Here is a 19393-nt window from a genome sequence, read left to right as displayed (position 1 = left end):
GTCGGTGATATGGCTGGGCGTAAGGGTCCAGGTATGCACCGGATTGCCGCGTGCGTTGTAGGTCATGGGCGCAACACGCGGCGCCGTTGGGTTATCGGTCATGTGGGGTCTCCGTTTTCAAGCCATTCCAGTACCAGCCCTTCCAGCGTCATGCCCTGTTGCAGGGTGACGAAGCCTTCGCCATCGCTGCGCCCTTCAATACGTGCGCCGTCTTTGCGGACCAGCGCGTACGCACGGTTGCGGATGGGGTGACCATTGCTGAAAAAGGTTTGGAAGCGTTCGTTGAACGAGGTGGCGGGCCAGCTATTGAAGTGCGCGCTGGCATGGCTTGGCTGAAGGAAGCGTGTGTTAGCGGCCTTCACCGTGAAGTCACCCGGCATGCCCAGCTCGATGTTGCCACCCTGCATCTTGATATAGGCGCCGCCGCACAGCAGGGTGATGTGCTTGTCTGCCGCCACCAGCACGTGTTGCTGGCTGGCACTGATTTCCACGCTCTGGTCCGCTTGCACCTGAATGCTGTTGTGTTGGGCCTGCAACAGCAGTTGCCCGTTCTGCGCGATATGGCGCATGTCACCGCCCTGGGCGAACAGGCCCAGCTCGTCGCCGGCATTGATCACCACTTTTTTTCCGGCGGTGAGTTGCTGGTTCTGTTGTGCAACGCTGTCGATGTGTTCGCCTGCGCCCAAGGCGATACTGCGGGAGGTGGCGGCGACGACGCCGGCAGGTCCGCTCAACGCGATGATCGGTTGCGCACCCTCGCCGCTGCCGGTGGGCTGATCATTGGCGCCCTGCCCCAGCACCTTCACGGCATCGGTGAGGGCCTGTTGCGGCTGCCAATCCTGAGCAATACCCTGCGCCTCCTCCGCCGAGGCCCCCAAGTGTTTTGCCAGCGTCAGGGCTGCCTGCAACACCTCGATGACTTGCCCACGTTCCAGTTGACCCGCGCCGGCGTTCAGTTGTGCTTCGGCGGTCAGCAATAAGCCTTTGGCCGCGCGCAGTGCCCCGTGACCATCGGTACGCAGCTCAAACCCTTCGCCTCTTGGTTTGCCGCCACCGTAGTGGCGCGGATGTGTGAGGTAACCCAGGTGCAAGGCGCTGTGATCGTGATCACTCATCAATGCCGCACTGATTTGCGCGGTGGTGTCGTCAATGCGCAACTCGTTGGCCCGGGTGCCCTTGAACTCGCGGCTTTTGGTGGTCGCTACAGCGTTGAGTCTGGGCAGTTCATAAGGCGGCAAGTTGGTCTGCCGGTAGGCGCGACCGGTGGCAATAGGCTGATCGGGGTCGCCGTCCAGGTAGCTGATGATGAGTTCCTGCCCCACTCGCGGCACAGCCATGGCACCCCAGGTTGCGCCGGCCCAGCCCTGAGTGACGCGAATCCAGCAGGAACTGTGGTCGTTGTTTTTATCCGCGCGATCCCACGGAAACTGCACTTTCACCCGGCCCCATTCATCGCAATAAACCTCCTCGCCCGGCGGCCCGACCACCGTGGCGATCTGCGGACCGTCAATGCAGGGCTTCTCGCCCAACGGGGCTTTCCAGTCGCAGGTCCAGCGTATGGCCGTGGCCTTCAGCTCATAGGCCGTGCCGCTGGCGCTGGCGAACGCTTCTTCCTCCAGACTGCTGTGCTGCGTGCCTTCGTGGGTGATGGTGATGGTGCGCCAACGGTCATTGAAATCCTCGCGCGGGTGCTCGCTGAGGTCGAACGCCAGCCCCGGTTGCAGGCGCGCGTCGTCACCGCTCACGTGGGCCAGCCTGGCGTCGTTGCGCAGGGCGGCCAGGCGCGTTTTGGTAAAGGGTGCGCCGGCGATGTCGCGTTTGTAGCGCCCGGGATAGTCGTAGCGTTCGTAGTCCTTGTGCTGGTTGTTCAGATCCTGGCCGCCGCGGGCGGTGTGTTGCTGGTTGTAGCGCGGGTGGGTGAACGTGTAGTCGCGCTGCACCTGCACGGCGGTACGCACCTGTTCGGTGTAGTGGAAACGGGTGAGTGCCGGCTCCATGGCATCGCCGCCGGGCATGGGCTGATAGAGCACCGCGCAATCGGTGTGAGTGCCGACGGTGCCAAGGCCGCCGACGCGGTCGGTAAGGATGAGGGTGTGGCCATCGGCGCGGTGCTCGAAGCGGTAGAGCATGCCTTCTTCGGCGGCGAGCCGGCTGATGAAATCGAGGTCGGTTTCGCCGGCCTGCACGCAGTATTCGCGGGGTGGGTGCTCAAAGCATATTTCGCTGCGCAGATCAGTCAACTGATGCTCGGCAAGCAGGCTGGTGATGATGTCGGGCACGCCCTGGCCCTGGAAAATGCGCCAGTTGGAGCGCAGCTTGAAGCGTGCCAGGGTGGGTTCGATGACGGCGGTGTAGCGGGTACGGCGAAAGCCGGTGTCCCCCTGGCTGAACAGGCTGACCAGGCCGTGCACATAGCGCACCGGGGTTTCGCCGCGCCACAGGGTGAACAATGCCGCCAGGTCGAGCACGTTATTGAAGTCGATGGCGGCATTGTGGCTGGCCAGCTCCAGCTCCAGTTTGAACGGCATGGAGAGGCCTTCTTCGAGCTTGAACGAGACCACGTCGAAGACGTCGCCTTTCAAGGGTTCGAAGGTGAAACGCACGTCGCTTTGGCGGGGCATGTGACTAGTCCTTACTTTCACTGATAACGGTTGCCACCTTCTGATACAGTTGCGGCTCCCACCCCTGCGCGGTGGTATCGCGCATCAATCGCGCAACGCTGGCGTACAGGTCGTCCGCCAGCCATGACAAGCCACGGGATGCCAGAAGGTCGGCGGCGATCACCGTGGCGTAGCTGCGTTGGCGCGGGGCGTCATGGGCGGCGTGCAGATCCTGCAGGCGCAGGAGCACCACTTCGACGCCTTCCTGAGTGAGTTGGGTGGCCAGTTCATCGCGCAGGCCGGCGTATTCCTGCACCGGGCTGCGCGTTGTGTCGGTCTGATCGGCGCCGGTGATCCAAGCCTGGGTCTGCGCATCCACGAACGGCGTGCCGTCGCTGAAGCACAGTTCCAGCAGGGCCGGCAAACGGCAGACAAAACGTTCGCAGGTCTGGCGAATGGCGGCGGCCACCTCCTCCATCGCCAGGCGCGAGGCAGCGTGAGCGGCGAGGTAACTGCCGCGCAGCCAGTACGGCGAGGCACAGACACTTTTTTCGATGCGCTGCAACAGATTCGGGTCGGCAGCGCCCTGGTTCAGCGCGTCCTGATAACCGTCGACGATGTCCTTGGGCACGGCGGTCAATTCAGTGCGTCGGTCTCGGACGATTGAAGGCGCGGTGCGCAGATGGGACCACAGACCGAAACGGCGCAACTGATAGCCGGTGGGGTCGTAGGGGTCCTGCTGGTTGATCTGTTCGGCCATGCTCAACACGGCGCGGCGCTGTTCACGCTCGTTGCCTGGGGCTGGCGGCCTGGGGCTGGCGAAAAAAGCCGAGTCCAGAACGCCGGCGCCGGTGACCACACGGGCAGGCTCGCTCGCCACCAGCGGCTCGCCGTATTTGTCCAACTGCCGTTGCAGCGAATCCAGCGGCGCATGCTCGAGTTTGGCGCTCTCGATGCACTGTTTCAGCCTGGCCAGGGCCCGCTGCGCCACGGCTTGATAGACGGGTTCAAAGCTGCTGCGCTCCAGAGTCGGCAATACCTGTCCCAGGTCGCTCAACAGACGCTGCACCTGCTTGCGTTTGTTCAGGTAGCCGGTCGGGCCAGGCTTGGGGTAGGCGCTGTCCCAATATTGTTCGACCAAGCCAGCGATTAACTCCAGGGCATCAGCCCAGCGCGGCCACTGACGGGTACGCAACCAGACCACTTGCAGATGGCCTACGATGCGCCAGTGCTTGCATTGGCAGGTCAAGTATTCGCGGGAAGCTTCGTCGATGTAGGGCCAGTCGATATCGCTCTCGCGCAAACCGCCAAGCTTGACCATCTCCTGGTCGATGGCCTGGTAGGTTTCGTCCTCCACATCGAAATGCCCGGCAGGCTGCTCAGGGTAGACAGGCGCCAGCAAGCGATTCACGACATCGACCGGAACGTCGATTACCAGCGACATGCCTGACGCTCCCGTTCGATCAGTTCGCCGAGCCCTTCGGCATCGAATACCAGGCCGTGCAAGCTTGGATAATCGCTCTCCACTCGCAGGCGTTGACCGCCGCCCATATTGCGCAACAGCGAGATGGCCTGCAGCCCGCGTCCGGCATCGACCACCAGGCCGGCGTCGTCCAGCACCTGCCATTGATAGGCCGCGGAGACCGGGCGCTCATCCCTGAACAGCTGAATACGAATTCTGTTGGGCCTGGCCGGCTCATCCAGTACCAATTGCAGCCGCGAAATGCTCGATTCGCAGCTGATCGCCAAATAGGGACGGGGCGGCAACGCGCCCAAGGCCGGGGCTGATATCACCAGCCGCGGAGGCTCGACGTTGTTTGGATGCGGGAAAGACGACAGCAGGAAGCGCTGGTCGTCGGGTGAACGCCTGGCCTCATTACGCTGCACCAGGTCGACAATCGGCAGCACCCTGCCCAGTGCCTTGGGCAACGCAGGCGGATGATGGATAGGGGTGCCGGCGGCCAGGTCAAAGCACTCCAGGCGTTTGAGAGGCGACACGATCGCCGGGCAATCCTGAGCAGCGGGTATTGCCCGCACTTGCGCGGCAAGCAGCGCCACACACAGCCCCCCAATACAACGCCAACGTTGCCTTCCCTTGCACATCAACGCCTCCTCCAGGGTTTTAATTCAACTTCTACTATTGTTGAGCCAACGGTGAAAACCCACCATTAAGCACAGCAACTTAGCGTGAACGCCCAGATAACAAACAGGCAAGTCGCAGGTGTAACTTTTCTGCGAAATCCTCAAATAACAGACACCCCCCTCAGATATTAAAACCAACTAGCGTAAGAATTTTCTCTACAGAAGTAAAAACCATTAAACAGCGAAACGTCTTACATCCCAAGACCACGAAACGAATCGACTTTGTCCGACATGACTTTTAAGAAACATGCGCTTTTAATAGCGCCACTTTCAAAAAAGGACTTTTCCCATGTCGAAATCTCAAAGTTCCGTCGCGCCTAAAGAACGCATCAACATCAAGTACGTGCCGGCGACGGGCGATCAACAAGTCGAAGTCGAGCTGCCACTCAAACTGTTGATCACGGGCGACTTCAAAGGTCACAGTGAACTAAGCGCGCTTGAAGACAGACCCTCCGTTCGAATAGATAAAGACACCTTCAACGAAGTACTGACCAAAGCCGAAGTTGCTTTGGACATGGCCGTTCCCTGCGTACTGAACAACCAGCACGACACGGACTTGAATGTGCAACTTCACTTCAAAAGCATCAATGACTTCGGCCCTGACGCTATTGCTCGTCAGGTACCCGAACTGAACAAGTTACTGGCGCTGCGTGATGCGCTCGTCGCCCTCAAGGGACCGATGGGCAACGTGCCCGCCTTTCGCAAGCATCTGCAAAACCTGCTGACCGATGAAACCGCCCGCCAACGGCTGGCCAGCGAACTGAACCTGGTGCTTGACGCGCCAAACAACTGATTTCCTTTAATTGCATATGGAGTAGCCCTCATGCCCAGGGAAAGTGCCACCGCCCAAGTGCTGGTCGCCGACGAACAGGCGTCCTTGCTCGATCAACTGCTGGCCAACACCACCCTCCGCCCGTCTCAGGAAGGCTATGCCGTGGCCCGCCAGGGCGTGGCCGCGTTCATCAGCGAGATCCTGCAAAGCGGCGATCACCAGCAACCGGTCAACAAGCACCGCGTCGACCAGATGATTGCCGAGATCGACCGTGCATTGAGCAAGCAGATGGACGTGATCCTGCATCAGCCGCCGCTCCAGCAACTGGAGTCGGCCTGGCGTGGGCTGAAGCTGCTGGTGGATCGCACCGATTTTCGCGAGAACATCAAGCTGGAAATGCTGCATGTCACCAAGGATGAACTGCTGGACGACTTCGACAACGCCGGCGACATCACCCGCAGCGGCTTGTACAAGCACGTCTACACCGCCGGCTACGGCCAGTTCGGCGGTGAACCGGTGGGTGCCATTATCGGCAATTACACCTTTGGCCCCGGCTCGCCGGACATCAAGCTGCTCAGCTATGTAGCCTCCATTGGCGCCATGTCCCACGCACCGTTTGTCTGCGCGGCCGGGCCTGAGCTGTTCAATCTCGAGGGTTTCCAGGGCCTGCCCGACCTCAAGGAAATCAGCGATATCTTCGACGGCCCCCGTCACACCAAATGGCGCGGGCTGCGCGAGTCCGAGGACGCCCGCCACCTGGCCCTGACCCTGCCGCGTTTCCTGCTGCGCACGCCCTATAGCACACAAGACAATTCGACCCGCAGCTTCGGCTACGACGAGGCCGTTGATGGCAACCACGACAATTACCTGTGGGGCAACACCGCGTTTCTGATGGCCTCGCGCATCACCGACAGCTTCGCCCGCTACCGCTGGTGCCCGAACATCATCGGCCCGCAATCCGGCGGCGCGGTGGATGATTTACCGGTGCACCTGTACGAATCTCTCGGCCAATTGCAGGCCAAGATCCCCACCGAAGTGCTGATTTCCGACCGCAAGGAATTCGAACTGTCCGAAGCCGGTTTTATTCCGCTGACCATGCGCAAGGACAGTGACAACGCGGCGTTCTTCTCTGCCAACTCGGTACAGAAACCGAAGAACTTCCCCAAGACCCGCGAAGGCCAGGAAGCCCAGACCAACTACAAGCTCGGCACCCAGTTGCCGTACCTGTTTATCGTCAATCGCCTGGCCCACTACATCAAGGTGCTGCAGCGCGAACAGATCGGCAGTTGGAAGGAACGTCAGGATTTGCAGCGCGAGCTAAACGACTGGCTCAAACAATACATCGCCGACCAGGAAAACCCCTCTTCCGATGTACGCAGTCGTCGCCCATTGCGCGCCGCGAAGATCGAAGTTCAAGACGTCGAAGGCAATCCCGGCTGGTATCAGGTGTCGTTGGCAGTGCGGCCGCACTTCAAGTACATGGGCGCCAATTTCGAGATCTCACTGGTCGGTCGGCTGGACACCCAATAAATGGGCGCCAGCCTGTTCGAACGCCTGGAGCCCGACGCACCGCGCTACCGCCCCGGCAGCGCGGATGAACAGGCGCGACAACGTGTCGAGGCGATCAAACGCCACCTGGAACAGGTGCTCAACTCACGTCAGGGCTGCTCGCAAAGCAGCCCCGAGCTGGGCCTGCGTGATTTCAACGGCATCACCCAGGCGAGCAGTGATCTGGTGGTGGCCATCAGCGCCGATATCCGGCGCTCGGTGGAGGCGTTTGAACCGCGCATCAGGGTCACGGGCGTGCGTTATCAGCCCGACCCGGACCTGCCGCTGGAGCTGAATTTTCGTCTTGATTGCCAGGTGCAGGTCAACCACAAGGAAGAACAGGTGCAGATCGAGGTGGCCATGCACGGCCGCGACGGCTACACCCGCGTGAAATGAGGATGCAATGGACTTGAAACAACGCTTTGCCGAGGAGTTGCGCTACCTGCGCGAGCTTGGCCGCGAGTTCGCCGAGGACAATCCACAGTTGGCGCAGTTTCTGGGCGACGAGGCTGGCGACCCGGACGTGGAGCGGTTGCTGGAAGGCTTTGCCTTCCTCACGGCCAAGCTCGGCATGAAGATCGACGACGATTTGCCGGAGCTGACCCATCCGCTGTTGCACATGCTCTGGCCCAATTACCTGCGGCCCTTGCCCAGCGCGACCATCATCCGCTTCGAGCCACTGCCCAATGCGATCAGTCAACGCAAGGTGATTCCCAAGGGGACGCGGCTGTTTGCCAAGCCTGTGGACGGCATTTCCTGCGAGTTTCGCACGTGCACTGACGTCAACCTGTACCCATTGGCGTTGCAGGCCGTCAGCGATGCCCACAGCCGCGAAGCCTCGACACTGCGCATCGACCTCACCGTGTTGACCCCGCAACCGCTCGACAGCCTTGCTTGCGACCAACTGGACTTCCACCTGGGCGGCGACCCTGCCACCGCACTGACCCTCTACCTGTGGCTGGCCCACTACCTCAAAAGCATCACGCTGTACGTCAATAACACGCCTTATCACCTGAGCCCCGAAGAGCTCGGCTTTCCCGGTTTCACCGCCGAAGAAGCACTGCTGCCCTACCCGCGCAACGTGTTCGATGGCTACCGCATCCTGCAGGAATATTTTGTGTTCCCACAGCGGTTCCACTTTTTCAGCCTGACCCGACTTGCCAAGGTCTGGCCGGCCGTCAGCAGCGGACATATTCGCTTCGAATTTCAGTTCTCCCGGCCGATGCCGGTCAATACGCATTTGCGCACATCCGACGTTCACCTGTTCTGTGCGCCGGCGGTCAATCTGTTCCGCCACGACGCCGATCCCATCGCGCTGGATGGACGCAGCCAGGAACGGCGTATCAGCCCCACGGGCAACCGCCACGATGCTTATGAAATTTTCAGTGTCGACCACGTGGCCGGTTGGGACGTCGCCGACAAGCAGCGAACCGGTGATCCGTTACGGCGTTTTACGCCGTTCGAGTCATTCGAGCATGAAATCGAACATGCCCGGGGCCGCACCTCGCTGTACTTTCGCACGCATATCGAGGCGTCCCACGGGCGTGAGGGCTTGCGTCATCGCATCGCCTTCGTGCGCGGCGATGAAAGCCTGTACATCGGCGAACACGAGGCAGCGTCCATCGAACTGACCTGCAGCAACCGCGACCTGCCGCAACGGCTCGGCGTGGGGGATGTGTCGCTGTCCACCGAGGTCACGCCTTCATTTGCCACCTATACCAATCTGATTGCCCCGACGCGAAGCTACCGGCCGGTGCTGGATGCGAGCCTGCACTGGACGCTGATTTCCAATCTGTCGCTGAACTACCTGTCGTTGCTGTCGGCCGAGCCGCTCAGGGCGGTGATCCGCGCCTATGACTTTGCCGCCCTGCACGACCTGCAACAGGCCCGCGCAACACGCAAACGTCTAAACGGTATTCAGGCTGCCGTGACCACCCCCATCGACTGGTTGATGAAAGGCCAGCCGGTGCGCGGCGTGCAGACCCGCCTGCAACTGGACCAGAACGCCTTCCTCTGCGAGGGCGAGTTGTACTTGTTCGCCAGCGTGCTTTCGCACTTCTTCGCCCTGTACGCCAGCATCAACTCCTTCCACCGCCTGGAAGTGATCAATACCACCAACAACGAGTGCTATGAATGGCCACTGTTGACCGGCAGACAACCCGTGATCTAGCCGATGTGCTGCTGGCCGACGCGCGGAACTACTCATTTCACCGTTTGCTGGAGCATTTGCACGCCTTGCATGGCGATGACCTGGAGGCGCGGCCCTTGAGTGCGGCGGCGCGCCGCCGCGTGCGCCTGCAAAGCCATGCAGGGCTGGGCTTTCCAGCCTCCGATGTGGTGTTGGCTGCGCGCGTGGAAGATGGGCGCGAGGAGGTGCGCTACCGCTTGCAGACCAATTTCTTTGGCCTGCACGGCAGCGACTCACCGCTGCCCGGTTATTACCTGGATCGCCTGGCTTACGAACACCACCAGGAGCGCGGCATTCGTCCGGCGTTCATGGATTTTTTCAACCATCGTTTGCTGACCCTGCTGCACACCAGCTGGCGCAAGTACCGCTATTACATTCGCTTTCAGGCTGAGGCCAGCGACCGGTTTTCGCGTTACGTATTCTCCATGGTCGGGCTCAACGACAACGACCTGCGCGGCGCGACGCCACTGCCCTGGGGCCGCCTGCTGAGCTTTGCCGGTTTGATCGCCAGCCGTAGCCGCTCGCCTTCGATGGTGTCGGGCATTGTCGAGCACAGCTTTGATCTGCACGGTGTTTATATCCGTGAGTTCGAGGTGCGCTCGGTAAATTTGCCGCAGCGTCAGCGCCTGGCGCTGGGCAAGGCCAACGGCACCCTGGGCAGCGATTTTGTGGTGGGTGATCGCAGCAAGACCCGCTCCAGCAAATTCACGCTGGTGATTCCCAACCTGACCCAGACACGCTTTCGCCAGTTTTTGCCCAGCGGCAATCAGTTCGGGCGCTTGCGCCAGTTGATGGACTTTCTGCTGCGCGACGCCACCGCCTACGACCTGGAGCTGGGACTGCACGAAGACGATGTACCGCCGTTCAACCTGCAACGCGCCAGCGGCACCCATCTGGGCTGGACCAGCTTTATCGAACATCGGCAACAACGCCATCGCGCCGTGGTGCGGATTCGGGGGCGCGCATGAAGCTGAGCCTGGTTATCAGCAACCCTGCGCAGTTGCTGCACGGGTATCTGCCCGGTCATCAATTTGGCCCACAGGGCGGCAGCATCGGCAGTGCCGCGGTGGACTGGCGTCTGGAAGATCGGCATAACAGCGTACAGCCCAACCACTGTGACATTCGCGTCATCGAAGGACGGTTCTGCGTGATCGACCGCAGCGGTAGAACCTACGTCAACGGCCACGACCTGCCACTTGAGCGCCATGTTGCGATAAGCCTCAACGACGGTGATCGGTTGCAGATTGGTGCGTATCAGGTTGCGGTGCAGTTGGGTGAGCACGCCTCGGGGCAGCGTTCGCTCGATGAGCTGCTCGGCGATCATCCTGAGGGCATGCACGTGTGGCACCAGCAAGACCTGCCGAGTCGGCCACCAGTGGACAGGCGACCTGCCAGTTGCCCGGAATTCGAGCGCCTTTGCCTACCGGTGGATTTGGCGGAGCAAGGCGATCCGCTGCGAGCGATGCATAAGGCGCCGCCGCCCGAAGCGCGGGCTGATATTGGCGCGCCTGCACACAAGCGCAGCGTTAGCCTATTCAGCAACCTGCGCCTGGGCACCTTATTGCTCGCCTGCCTCACCCTCGGCGGCTGCACCCTGCTCGGCAAAATCGGCCAAGTGATCTGGACGCCGTCGATCCCGGTCGGCGGCCCCGACGATCAGCCCAGCCGCTACTCCCTGAGCCTGTACGCCAGCGACGACGTCAACCCGCGTCTGATCAGCACCGGCACGGCACTGGATGAAGACGCGAGCCGTTCGCCCTACACACTAAACGTGCAGGCAACCAGCCCACAAGCCCTGACGGACAAGGTGCAAACCCTGCTCAGTCACCTTTACGAAAGCGTGCCGGCCCAGTCACCACTGAGCGTTGAGCCAGCGCCGGCAGTGCCGATGTCGCCCATCGAAGACGCGCTGTTGGGCGACTACGACGCCCAAGGCGTGCGCCTGACCACGCCCAGGGGCAACCCCGCGCTGGAGCACGTCGCCACGCCCATCGCCTTCAAGGTCTTGCAGTTGACCGATGACTCGCTGCTGGTCAACGCCAGCCCTCAGGCCATGGCCGAAGACCTGAAAAAGACGTTGGGCAGCACCTGCATCCGCGCCGACGACTACCTGCTCAACCCCGGCCAATTCAAATTCATCGACCTGCGCGCCCTGGATGAAGACACCCGGTTTATCGCGGTGATTGCCAACTACCACAGCACTGACGTCGGCCAGTGGAAACAGCGCCTGCGCGTCGAGCCCAAAGGCCGCCAGTACGCGGTACTGGTGCAACTGGATGCCGTTCAGGTCAGCCTCAAGGGAGAAACCCGATGACGTTATTTTCAGCCGCTTTTGCCCAGAGTAATTACCGATGAATTCACGCAACCCCGTCATCTGGCATGAAGGTTTGTTCGTCAAACCCCAGCACTTCCAGCAACAGGCCCGTGCCGCCGAAGCCGCCGTGCACCAGCGCCTGCAGAGCGTCAACGACACCCTTTACGGCTTCAGCGAACTGACGCTGAACAGCGAATACCTGAGCTTTGGCAAGGTTGCCATTACCCAGGCACGTGGAATCATGCCCGACGGCAGCGTCTTCGACATTCCACGGGACCTGGCCCCGCCCTCCCCACTGGAGATCGCTGACAGCAGCGCGGTCGGCCAGATCGTCTACCTGGCGCTGCCGCTGCGCGCCAACGGCGCCCTCGAAGTGCGCTGGCCCGACCAGTACGGCAACAGCCGCTACATCGCCTGTCGTGAGGAAATCCGCGATACCCATAGCGATGACGGTGATCAGGTCGGCATGGACCTGGCCGTGCCCAACCTGCAATTGATGCTCCAAAGCAGCGATCGCAGTGCTTTCACCGGCATCGCCCTGGGCAGGATAAAAGACAAGCGCCCGGATGGCAGCCTGGTGATGGATGAGCACTTCTACCCCACCAGCCTGTCCCTGCAAGCGGTGCCAGCGCTGCATCGCTACCTCGGTGAAGTGGCCGGGTTGATGCGCGAACGCGCCAAAAACCTGGCCCAGCGCATCGGTTCACCGGGGCAGTCGGGGGTGGCTGACGTCACAGACTTCAACCTGCTGCAAACCCTCAACCGCTTGTTCCCGCTGTTCCAGCACCTGGCGCGCCAACGTCAGGTCCACCCGGAGCGTCTGTATGTCGCACTGGCCCAGGCTTGCGGTGAACTGGTGACCTTTACCGACGAAGGTCACCTGCCCCAGGAATACCCGGCCTACCAGCACGACAACCTGCACGAGTCGTTCCAGATGCTGGAGCACACGCTGCGCCGTGCTCTGGGCACGGTGCTGCAACCGCGTGCGGTGTCGTTGCCTGTCGTCGTTCAACAGTATGGCGTTCGCACTGCCGCGTTGAACGACAAGCGTCTGCTGGACAACGCCCAATTCATCCTCGCCGTGCGCGCCGAACTGCCAGCGCAAACCCTGCGCCAGCAACTGCCCAAACAGATCAAGATCAGCTCAACCGAAGGCCTGGAACAACTGGTCAGCCTGCAACTGCCGGGTATCCCGCTGATGCCGCTGCCGGTGGCGCCACGGCACCTGCCGTTCCATGCCGGCTTCAGCTATTTCGAACTCGACCGTCACCATCCCACCTGGCAGAGCCTGAGCAGTGGCAGCGGGTTCGGTTTTCACATTGCCGGTGAATTCCCGGCGCTGGAGCTGCAGTTCTGGGCAATCAGGAACGAGAAAGATGAGTGAGATCAAACCCAGCGAAACCACGCCCAAAACAGATGAAAACAGCCTGACATTCAGCTATCTGCGACAGGCCGCCAGCAGCAAGGAACCGGACTTCACAGGGCAACAGGCCAAACCAAGGCCTCCTGCCTTGCTCGCAGATCCGGCATTCGACATGCGCGGCCAGGCCTGGAACCCGCTGTGCGATGCCGCCACGCCGCTGATCGGTCTGGTCATCCGCCTGCGCCGCCTGGACCAGCACGACGACGTGCCCGCGCTGTGCCTGAGCGTCAGCAACCAGATCATCACCATCATGGAAGAAGTCAGCCAGCTCGACTACGACGCCGGCATGCTCAAGGCCTACTCCTACAGCTTGTGCCTGCTGGTGGACGAGGTGGTCATGCGCACCGCCTGGGGCAGGCTCTCCAGTTGGGGCGCACGCTCGTTGCTCAGCCAGTTTCATGGGGAGACTCAAGGGGGCGAAAAATTCTTCACCGTGATGAACAACATGATCCCGGAAGCCGCCCGGTACCAGCATGTGCTGGAGTTCATGTACCAGTGCCTGATCTCCGGCCTCAAGGGCAAATACGGTGCCCACATCAAGGGCGATGACGAACTGCAGAAGATCATCCACCAACTGCACGACCTGTTGCGTCCCTTGCGCGGCGAGACCTCAAAGCGCCTGACCGACCCACTGAAAAACGTCGCGCCGCGCAACTACCGGATCACACGCGCCTGGCCGTTGTGGGCGCCGTGGGCCCTGGCCGCCGCCGTGCTGACGGTCGCCTGCACAATCTATTCAATGCGCCTTAACACCATCACCCAGCAGGTGCTGGTGTCGCTGGAGCGAGTGCTTCAGCTGTAATCGATTTTCAGTGTGCTCATGCCGAGCACCTGCAAAGCCATGGCCGTTTCGGCCATAAACCGCGACCCCACGGGGCCGCTCACTTGATCGCGACAAGGAACTTGTCATGCCAACACCTGCGTACATCAGCATCCACGGTAAAAACCAGGGCCACATCACGAAGGGCGCGTTCACCGCCGACTCGGTGGGCAACGTTTACGTGGAAGGCCACGAAGACGAAATCCTCGCCCAGGAAATCGACCATCAGATTGCCGCACCCACCGACCCGCAAAGCGGCCAACCGGCGGGCCAGCGAGTGCATAAACCGCTGATCTTCACCAGTGCCCTGAGCAAGGCCTCGCCCCTGCTCTACCAGGCGCTGGCCACCGGCGAAATGCTGCCGACCGTTGAGGTGAAGTGGTTCCGCACCTCGGGGGACGGCAAGCAAGAGCACTTCTTCACCACCAAACTGGAAGACGCCACCGTCGTGGATATTCACACTGTGCTGCCCCACGCGCAAAACAGCAGCAACGAAAACTACACCCAGCTCATCAAGACCAGCCTGGCCTATCGCAAGGTCAGCTGGACCCATGTGGTGGCTGGCACCGAAGCCTCGGATGACTGGCGCAAACCGGCTTAACCGCCAACCTGGATGTTCCGCCGCACACGCGGCGGAATATTCACTGACTCGATCATTTTCAGGAGACCAAGAGGTGAAGGCATCAAGCGCGTCAGTTGCGATCCGCATCCGACTGGTTGAGAAATACCAGCACGCCCAAAATCGCCGCATAGAACTTGAATGCCGCGTTCTGGCCGTTCCATTCCTCGGATTGCCACATCAAGAACCACTCGCCGCCGATCACCATAAAGCCGAAAAACCAGACCAGCAGGCCTACAGTGAAGCCCGCAACGGCGAAGGCCTTGGCGCGGTTGAACTGCTGACCACTGCGGTGCCTGGCGCGCCACAACATCAGCACACCGACGCTCAGCAATATGGCCGTCAACGCCTCCATGGCAATGATCAACCAATAGGCGCCGTGCCACAGCCATGGGGCATGGATCGCGCGCGACATGGCGCTATTACCGGCAAAGGTGGTGTCCATGCTCAGTACGTGCTGGACGAAGTTGAAATTGGAGGTGTAATCGCTGAGGTTATTGAACGCCGCCAGCGCAGCGAAGGCCGCCAACATCGCGACCATGGACATTTTTGCGTAACGGGTAAGCATGCTGATTTCCTGAGTGAGGTCTGAAGTGCGCAGCACGCTACACCTGCGCCACAGCGCGGAATCCGGCAAATATCCGTTTGTTAAGTAAGAACTGTCTGAATCGCCTGCGCGCGATGGTCGAACAGGGTGCTTAGTCTTCCAAGAGAAGAAATCAGGTTAGGCATTTTAATAACCATGCGATGGCGCGGGCTGGTTGCATGAACATCAAAAGCGAGAGAAACAACGCTGTGCAATATGCAGCACTGACTACGGGTCGTGAGCCGCTGTATGCCCTGGGAGAATTTATACTGCCCACAAATAGCGTGCTAACGAACGAGGCTTATTAACACCACAGTATCCAAACGCGGAGCGCCTTATTGACGCGCACACTCATGGAGCGCTATCAAAAGACGCTTCGCGTCCACTCCGGCTATTTAGCGCCCGTTATGACCGGACAGGTCTTGGGAGTCGGTTGGCCAAACAGCACAGCCATCCCGCAGTTGGAGGTAAACATTTTCAAATTATCGTGGCCGACGCCTGGCACCATGACCACCTTCTGTTTCAAGTGTGCCGGATGCCGCTTTTTCATGTAATCGAAATAAGCGCGTCCTCGCGCGAGCCGATAAGGCCCTTGCGACATACCCGCGCATGACCGATCGATGAAGTGTTTGTAGGGGTCTGTGTCTGCCTCACCGAGCAGGTACACGACATTGCGCGCGGCATAGTCGGACTCCAGCGTTTTCACATTCTGCGCTGACACGTATTCGGGGCCGTCCTTGAGTTGATATTTCCATTTCGTCGCTTCCGGGCACGCACCGCCGGCCAGAGCCTGGCTGTCGGGGCGTTCGTCACTGAAGTACAAATAGCTGGATGGATTCGCGACCACGTAGCGAAGATCGATATGGGCACGCGTCAATATCGGATCGGCTCGCCCCACCACGGCATAACGTTGCAGGATCTGCGCACCGGCCGAGTGCCCCATCAACACCACGCTGGACAGCGCCGGGTAACGACGTTTGTCGGCAAAATGCTCGAGCAGCGCATCAAGCGCCGCAAAGGAACTGAGGGGCACAGGCCCGACCGCCGCCTCTCCGCCTTTCCAGCCCTCCTGCGTCCACGCCAGACTCCGGGCAGGCAGCGAGAAGGCGTTCACATCCGGAGCCGTCAGAAATTGCGGGGCAACCATCATTGTCCCTTTGCCCAGCGATCCAGCGCCCGCGAGGATCTGTTGACCGGTTGCGAAATAGGTATCGGCGTTTCTGAGCGTGCCATGTATGACGATAAACACTTTCGTGACGTCCGGCGCTACCGCGTTGATATCGCCACTGGCAAACACCGGAATCACGCCTTCGCCGCTCGGGCCACGGACCAGCAGTTGCTGATTGCCCACTTTTTTAACCGGTGCATCGAGTTCGGCGTCGGCGTTGGCAACCACCGCTTTGGGCGGTAACTGCTGACATCCGTACAGTGCGATGGACAAAGGGACACACAGCAGAACACCTTTGGCGTTCTTTAACGTTTTTATTATCTTCATCAATGCGCTCCAGGTTGAAGGGGGTCTTCATCACAACATCAATATTCATCAAGACGCTCAGGTCGCTGTTTATTGAGCGTGCAACCGATCCTCCGCGGCGTAGATCGCCGTATGCAGCCCGCCCTCGGCATCGCGCCAGGCGCGGTACATGCCAGGTGTATTGAACACCAGCGCGGTATCGCCGTTAGGGGCCACGGCAACCACGCCGCCGTTGCCGCCCACCGCTTTCAGCTCACCCAGCACCACCTGGTCGCACGCCTTGCGCAGTCTGACGCCGGCGTAACGCATGCGTGCGGCGATGTCGTGGGCGACGGCACATCGAATGAAAAATTCGCCATGCCCGGTGGCGGAAATAGCCGCGCTGCGGTTGTCGGCCCAGGTGCCGGCGCCAATCAGCGGCGTATCACCGATGCGTCCGTAACGCTTGTTGGTAATGCCGCCGGTGGATGTCGCCGCGGCCACCTGGCCGCTGCGGTCCAATGCCACCGCCCCCACCGTGCCGAACTTTTTCTCGATACCGCCGGGTTCCAGGCTGAGCGTTTGCGGGTTCATGCGTTGGGCTTGCCATTGCCTGCGGCGCAGTTCGGTGTCGAACCATGCATTGTCGACCTGCTCCAGCGCCCGGGCGGCAACGAACTGGTCGGCACCGACGCCGGACAACAGCACGTGGTCGCTGTGCTCGAGCACCGCACGCGCAGCCTTGATGGGGTTGCGCGCAAAATGGATCCCGGCCACGGCGCCCGCTTCACGGTGGTCGCCGCTCATGATCGCGGCGTCCATTTCATGATCGCCCTTGTCCGTGAATACGGCGCCTCTGCCCGCGTTGAACCAGGGACACTCCTCAAGTTCCACCACGCTGGCCTGGGCGGCGTCGAGCGCGCTGCCGCCCTCCTCCAGGATGCTCAGTCCGGCCTTGAGCGCGCTCAGCAGACTGGCGTGCACAGCGTTCTCGTCTTCGGCGCTCAAAACGCCCGCTTGCAGGACGCCGGCCCCGCCGTGCAACGCGATTGCGATAGGAGATGTCATGCCGGCTGCGCCCCATGGTTCAGGATCTGGTTGAGGAAGCGCTGCGTGCGTGGCGACTGCGGCGAATGGAAAAACTCGGAAGGCGGCGCCTGCTCAATGATTTCTCCACCATCCATGAACACCACACGGTCGGCCACCTTGCGAGCGAAACCCATTTCGTGGGTCACACAGATCATGGTCATGCCGTCTTCGGCCAGGCCGGTCATCACCTCAAGCACTTCGGCGATCATTTCCGGGTCCAGTGCGGAGGTCGGCTCATCGAACAGCATGATCCGTGGCTGCATGCACAGTGCGCGCGCGATGGCGATGCGTTGCTGCTGGCCGCCGGACAGCTGCGAGGGATACTTGTTGGCGTGATCACGCATCTTCACCTTGTCCAGCAACTGCAAGGCGCGCTCGATGGCTTCGGCCACCGGCACACCCAGGTTGGCGGTTTGAGGAAGGGTGCAGTTCTTCAGCACCGTAAGGTGCGGGAACAGATTGAAGCTCTGGAAACACATCCCCACCTGGCGACGCAACTGCTCCAGGCGCTTGCCGTCAAGTGCCTGGCCCAGCACTTCGATCGTGCCCTGCTGGTGCTGCTCGAGCTGGTTGATGCAACGAATGAGTGTCGACTTGCCGGAGCCCGAAGGCCCGCAGATCACCAGCTTTTCACCCGGCGCCACCGACAGTGAAATATCGCGCAGCACATGGGTCTGTCCGTACCACTTGTTGAGGTTTTCGATACGCACGACAGGGCCGACATCGGTGTGATTGGCAATGTTCATGAGCGGTCATGCTCCAGGTGATTTTCGAGATGCCGGGCATAGCGCGACAACGCGAAGCAAATAATGAAGAAGTACAGGGCAAGGAAGATGTAGATCTCGTGGTCATGCCCCGCCCATTCAGCCGACGCGGCCGTGCTGCTGGCGATGCCGACGATGTCCAGCACGCCGACAACCATCACCAGCGTGGTTTCCTTGAACAGGCCGATAAACTGGGTCAACAGTGGAGGAATGGTCTGCCGGAGTACCTGCGGCAGGATGATGTGCCCCATGGTTTTCCAGTAACCGAAGCCCAGCGCCTGCGCCGCCTCGTATTGCCCCTTGGGCAGACTCTGCAAGCCGCCGCGCACGGTTTCGGCCATGTAGGCCGCGGTGAACAGAATCAGCACCACCTGCACCCGCAACAGAATGTCGAACGCCACGCCCGGCGGCAGGAACAACTGGATCATCAGCGATGCCATGAACAACAGGCTGATCACCGGTACCGAGCGCACCAGCTCGATGTACAGCACGCAGAGAAGGCGGATGACCGGCTTCTTCGAGCGCCGCCCCAGCGCCAACAGAATGCCCAGCGGCAGCGCGAAAATCATGCCGATGGTGCCCAGCATCACGGTCACGGTCATGCCGGCAAACTGCGTCGACGAAACGCCTGGCAGGCCTGCGCCGCCCTTGAGCAGCCACCACATCAGCAGCGGCAACATCACCAGGTACGCCAGCAAGGCACGGCGGTCCAGACGCTTGAAAAACAACAGAACAAACGCACCGACCGCCAGCAGGAATGCCAGGTTGACTCTCCAGCGCTGAGCTTCCGGATAGAAACCGTAGACGAAGAGATTCCAGCGCTCGATGACCGGCAACCAGCAGGCGGCGTGAGGGTTGCAGGCGTCGCGGGTGCTGCCGACGAACGTCGCGTCCAGTACCAGCCAGTTGAGTGCCTTGGGGATGCACCACGCCAGGAGTGCAAGCACCACCAGAGTCAGCAACGAGTGACCAACGCTCGGGAACATCGACTGGCGCACCCAGCGCGAGGTGCGTACCGCAAAGGTTGCTTGCGGTGGCAAGCGCGCTGGAGCGATATGAGTCAATTCATTCATGC

The 19393-nt window shown here is 60.9% G+C and carries 17 protein-coding genes; 9 read left to right on the top strand and 8 right to left on the bottom strand.

What is annotated here, in order from left to right:
- Positions 1 to 98 precede the first annotated feature (98 nt).
- Genes TU79_RS17245 through vasI form a run of 3 tightly spaced genes read right to left on the bottom strand, consistent with a single transcriptional unit; the run spans position 99 to position 4598 of the window.
- Entirely contained in the window at positions 99 to 2621 is a 2523-nt protein-coding gene (locus TU79_RS17245) for a type VI secretion system Vgr family protein (protein ID WP_057009106.1), read from the bottom strand.
- Between the two features lie 4 nt (positions 2622 to 2625).
- Positions 2626 to 4044, bottom strand: a complete 1419-nt coding sequence (tssA, locus tag TU79_RS17240; RefSeq protein WP_057009105.1) for a type VI secretion system protein TssA — start codon at positions 4042 to 4044, stop codon at positions 2626 to 2628.
- Positions 4032 to 4598 carry a type VI secretion system-associated protein VasI gene (gene vasI / locus TU79_RS17235; protein WP_231986800.1) on the bottom strand — a complete coding sequence of 189 codons (567 nt, stop codon included), beginning with the start codon at positions 4596 to 4598 and terminating at the stop codon, positions 4032 to 4034. The genes tssA and vasI overlap by 13 nt, the downstream gene beginning before the upstream one ends.
- Before the next feature lie 433 nt (positions 4599 to 5031).
- Between vasI and tssB the strand changes: the two genes are divergently transcribed.
- The 9 genes from tssB (at position 5032) to TU79_RS17190 (ending at position 14408) form a co-directional block, all read left to right on the top strand.
- On the top strand, positions 5032 to 5535 hold the full coding sequence (gene tssB, locus TU79_RS17230) for a type VI secretion system contractile sheath small subunit (protein WP_057009104.1): 504 nt from the start codon (positions 5032 to 5034) through the stop codon (positions 5533 to 5535).
- A gap of 30 nt (positions 5536 to 5565) precedes the next feature.
- Positions 5566 to 7044: a type VI secretion system contractile sheath large subunit gene (tssC, locus tag TU79_RS17225; RefSeq protein ID WP_057009103.1), complete on the top strand. Its 1479-nt coding sequence runs from the start codon at positions 5566 to 5568 to the stop codon at positions 7042 to 7044.
- Entirely contained in the window at positions 7045 to 7458 is a 414-nt protein-coding gene (gene tssE, locus TU79_RS17220; protein WP_057009102.1) for a type VI secretion system baseplate subunit TssE, read from the top strand. It begins immediately after the preceding gene.
- 7 nt (positions 7459 to 7465) lie between these two features.
- The gene (gene tssF / locus TU79_RS17215; protein ID WP_057009101.1) at positions 7466 to 9232 is read left to right on the top strand and encodes a type VI secretion system baseplate subunit TssF; all 1767 of its coding nucleotides are present in this window, start codon (positions 7466 to 7468) and stop codon (positions 9230 to 9232) included.
- Positions 9196 to 10218 carry a type VI secretion system baseplate subunit TssG gene (tssG, locus tag TU79_RS17210; protein ID WP_057009100.1) on the top strand — a complete coding sequence of 341 codons (1023 nt, stop codon included), beginning with the start codon at positions 9196 to 9198 and terminating at the stop codon, positions 10216 to 10218. The genes tssF and tssG overlap by 37 nt, the downstream gene beginning before the upstream one ends.
- On the top strand, positions 10215 to 11564 hold the full coding sequence (gene tssJ, locus TU79_RS17205) for a type VI secretion system lipoprotein TssJ (RefSeq protein ID WP_057009099.1): 1350 nt from the start codon (positions 10215 to 10217) through the stop codon (positions 11562 to 11564). The genes tssG and tssJ overlap by 4 nt, the downstream gene beginning before the upstream one ends.
- Before the next feature lie 37 nt (positions 11565 to 11601).
- A complete protein-coding gene (gene tssK, locus TU79_RS17200) occupies positions 11602 to 12948 on the top strand; it encodes a type VI secretion system baseplate subunit TssK (RefSeq protein WP_057009098.1) in 1347 nt (448 codons plus the stop codon).
- Positions 12941 to 13789: a type IVB secretion system protein IcmH/DotU gene (gene icmH, locus TU79_RS17195; RefSeq protein ID WP_057009097.1), complete on the top strand. Its 849-nt coding sequence runs from the start codon at positions 12941 to 12943 to the stop codon at positions 13787 to 13789. The genes tssK and icmH overlap by 8 nt, the downstream gene beginning before the upstream one ends.
- Positions 13790 to 13895: 106 nt before the next feature.
- Positions 13896 to 14408 carry an Hcp family type VI secretion system effector gene (locus tag TU79_RS17190; protein WP_057009096.1) on the top strand — a complete coding sequence of 171 codons (513 nt, stop codon included), beginning with the start codon at positions 13896 to 13898 and terminating at the stop codon, positions 14406 to 14408.
- A gap of 91 nt (positions 14409 to 14499) precedes the next feature.
- Here TU79_RS17190 and TU79_RS17185 read toward each other — a convergent pair whose 3' ends face one another.
- From TU79_RS17185 to TU79_RS17165, 5 genes are all read right to left on the bottom strand, one after another.
- Positions 14500 to 14994, bottom strand: coding sequence for a DUF2165 family protein (locus TU79_RS17185; protein WP_057009095.1), 495 nt, complete (start codon positions 14992 to 14994; stop codon positions 14500 to 14502).
- Positions 14995 to 15403: 409 nt separating this feature from the next.
- On the bottom strand, positions 15404 to 16507 hold the full coding sequence (locus TU79_RS17180) for an alpha/beta hydrolase (protein ID WP_057009094.1): 1104 nt from the start codon (positions 16505 to 16507) through the stop codon (positions 15404 to 15406).
- 69 nt (positions 16508 to 16576) lie between these two features.
- Complete coding sequence (locus TU79_RS17175; RefSeq protein ID WP_057009093.1) at positions 16577 to 17533, bottom strand: isoaspartyl peptidase/L-asparaginase family protein; 957 nt, start codon at positions 17531 to 17533, stop codon at positions 16577 to 16579.
- Complete coding sequence (locus TU79_RS17170) at positions 17530 to 18300, bottom strand: amino acid ABC transporter ATP-binding protein (RefSeq protein ID WP_057009092.1); 771 nt, start codon at positions 18298 to 18300, stop codon at positions 17530 to 17532. Before TU79_RS17170 ends, TU79_RS17175 begins: the two co-directional genes overlap by 4 nt.
- Positions 18297 to 19391 (bottom strand): amino acid ABC transporter permease, encoded by a 1095-nt coding sequence (locus TU79_RS17165; protein WP_057009091.1) that lies wholly within the window; start codon positions 19389 to 19391, stop codon positions 18297 to 18299. The genes TU79_RS17170 and TU79_RS17165 overlap by 4 nt, the downstream gene beginning before the upstream one ends.
- Positions 19392 to 19393: the final 2 nt, after the last annotated feature.

It is taken from the genome of Pseudomonas trivialis, assembly GCF_001439805.1.
Lineage (GTDB): Bacteria > Pseudomonadota > Gammaproteobacteria > Pseudomonadales > Pseudomonadaceae > Aquipseudomonas > Aquipseudomonas trivialis.
The sequence above is the reverse complement of the archived record's forward strand: the minus strand, read 5'-3'. Positions and strand labels throughout refer to the sequence as shown.

What these genes read in the sequence shown, in the direction of transcription:
- TU79_RS17245 (WP_057009106.1), bottom strand. Translation starts at nt 2,621, where the DNA reads ATGCCCCGCCAAAGCGACGTGCGTTTCACCTTCGAACCCTTGAAAGGC.
- tssA (WP_057009105.1), bottom strand. Translation starts at nt 4,044, where the DNA reads ATGTCGCTGGTAATCGACGTTCCGGTCGATGTCGTGAATCGCTTGCTG.
- tssB (WP_057009104.1), top strand. Translation starts at nt 5,032, where the DNA reads ATGTCGAAATCTCAAAGTTCCGTCGCGCCTAAAGAACGCATCAACATC.
- tssC (WP_057009103.1), top strand. Translation starts at nt 5,566, where the DNA reads ATGCCCAGGGAAAGTGCCACCGCCCAAGTGCTGGTCGCCGACGAACAG.
- tssE (WP_057009102.1), top strand. Translation starts at nt 7,045, where the DNA reads ATGGGCGCCAGCCTGTTCGAACGCCTGGAGCCCGACGCACCGCGCTAC.
- tssF (WP_057009101.1), top strand. Translation starts at nt 7,466, where the DNA reads ATGGACTTGAAACAACGCTTTGCCGAGGAGTTGCGCTACCTGCGCGAG.
- tssG (WP_057009100.1), top strand. Translation starts at nt 9,196, where the DNA reads ATGGCCACTGTTGACCGGCAGACAACCCGTGATCTAGCCGATGTGCTG.
- tssJ (WP_057009099.1), top strand. Translation starts at nt 10,215, where the DNA reads ATGAAGCTGAGCCTGGTTATCAGCAACCCTGCGCAGTTGCTGCACGGG.
- tssK (WP_057009098.1), top strand. Translation starts at nt 11,602, where the DNA reads ATGAATTCACGCAACCCCGTCATCTGGCATGAAGGTTTGTTCGTCAAA.
- icmH (WP_057009097.1), top strand. Translation starts at nt 12,941, where the DNA reads ATGAGTGAGATCAAACCCAGCGAAACCACGCCCAAAACAGATGAAAAC.
- TU79_RS17190 (WP_057009096.1), top strand. Translation starts at nt 13,896, where the DNA reads ATGCCAACACCTGCGTACATCAGCATCCACGGTAAAAACCAGGGCCAC.
- TU79_RS17185 (WP_057009095.1), bottom strand. Translation starts at nt 14,994, where the DNA reads ATGCTTACCCGTTACGCAAAAATGTCCATGGTCGCGATGTTGGCGGCC.
- TU79_RS17180 (WP_057009094.1), bottom strand. Translation starts at nt 16,507, where the DNA reads ATGAAGATAATAAAAACGTTAAAGAACGCCAAAGGTGTTCTGCTGTGT.
- TU79_RS17175 (WP_057009093.1), bottom strand. Translation starts at nt 17,533, where the DNA reads ATGACATCTCCTATCGCAATCGCGTTGCACGGCGGGGCCGGCGTCCTG.
- TU79_RS17170 (WP_057009092.1), bottom strand. Translation starts at nt 18,300, where the DNA reads ATGAACATTGCCAATCACACCGATGTCGGCCCTGTCGTGCGTATCGAA.
- TU79_RS17165 (WP_057009091.1), bottom strand. Translation starts at nt 19,391, where the DNA reads ATGAATGAATTGACTCATATCGCTCCAGCGCGCTTGCCACCGCAAGCA.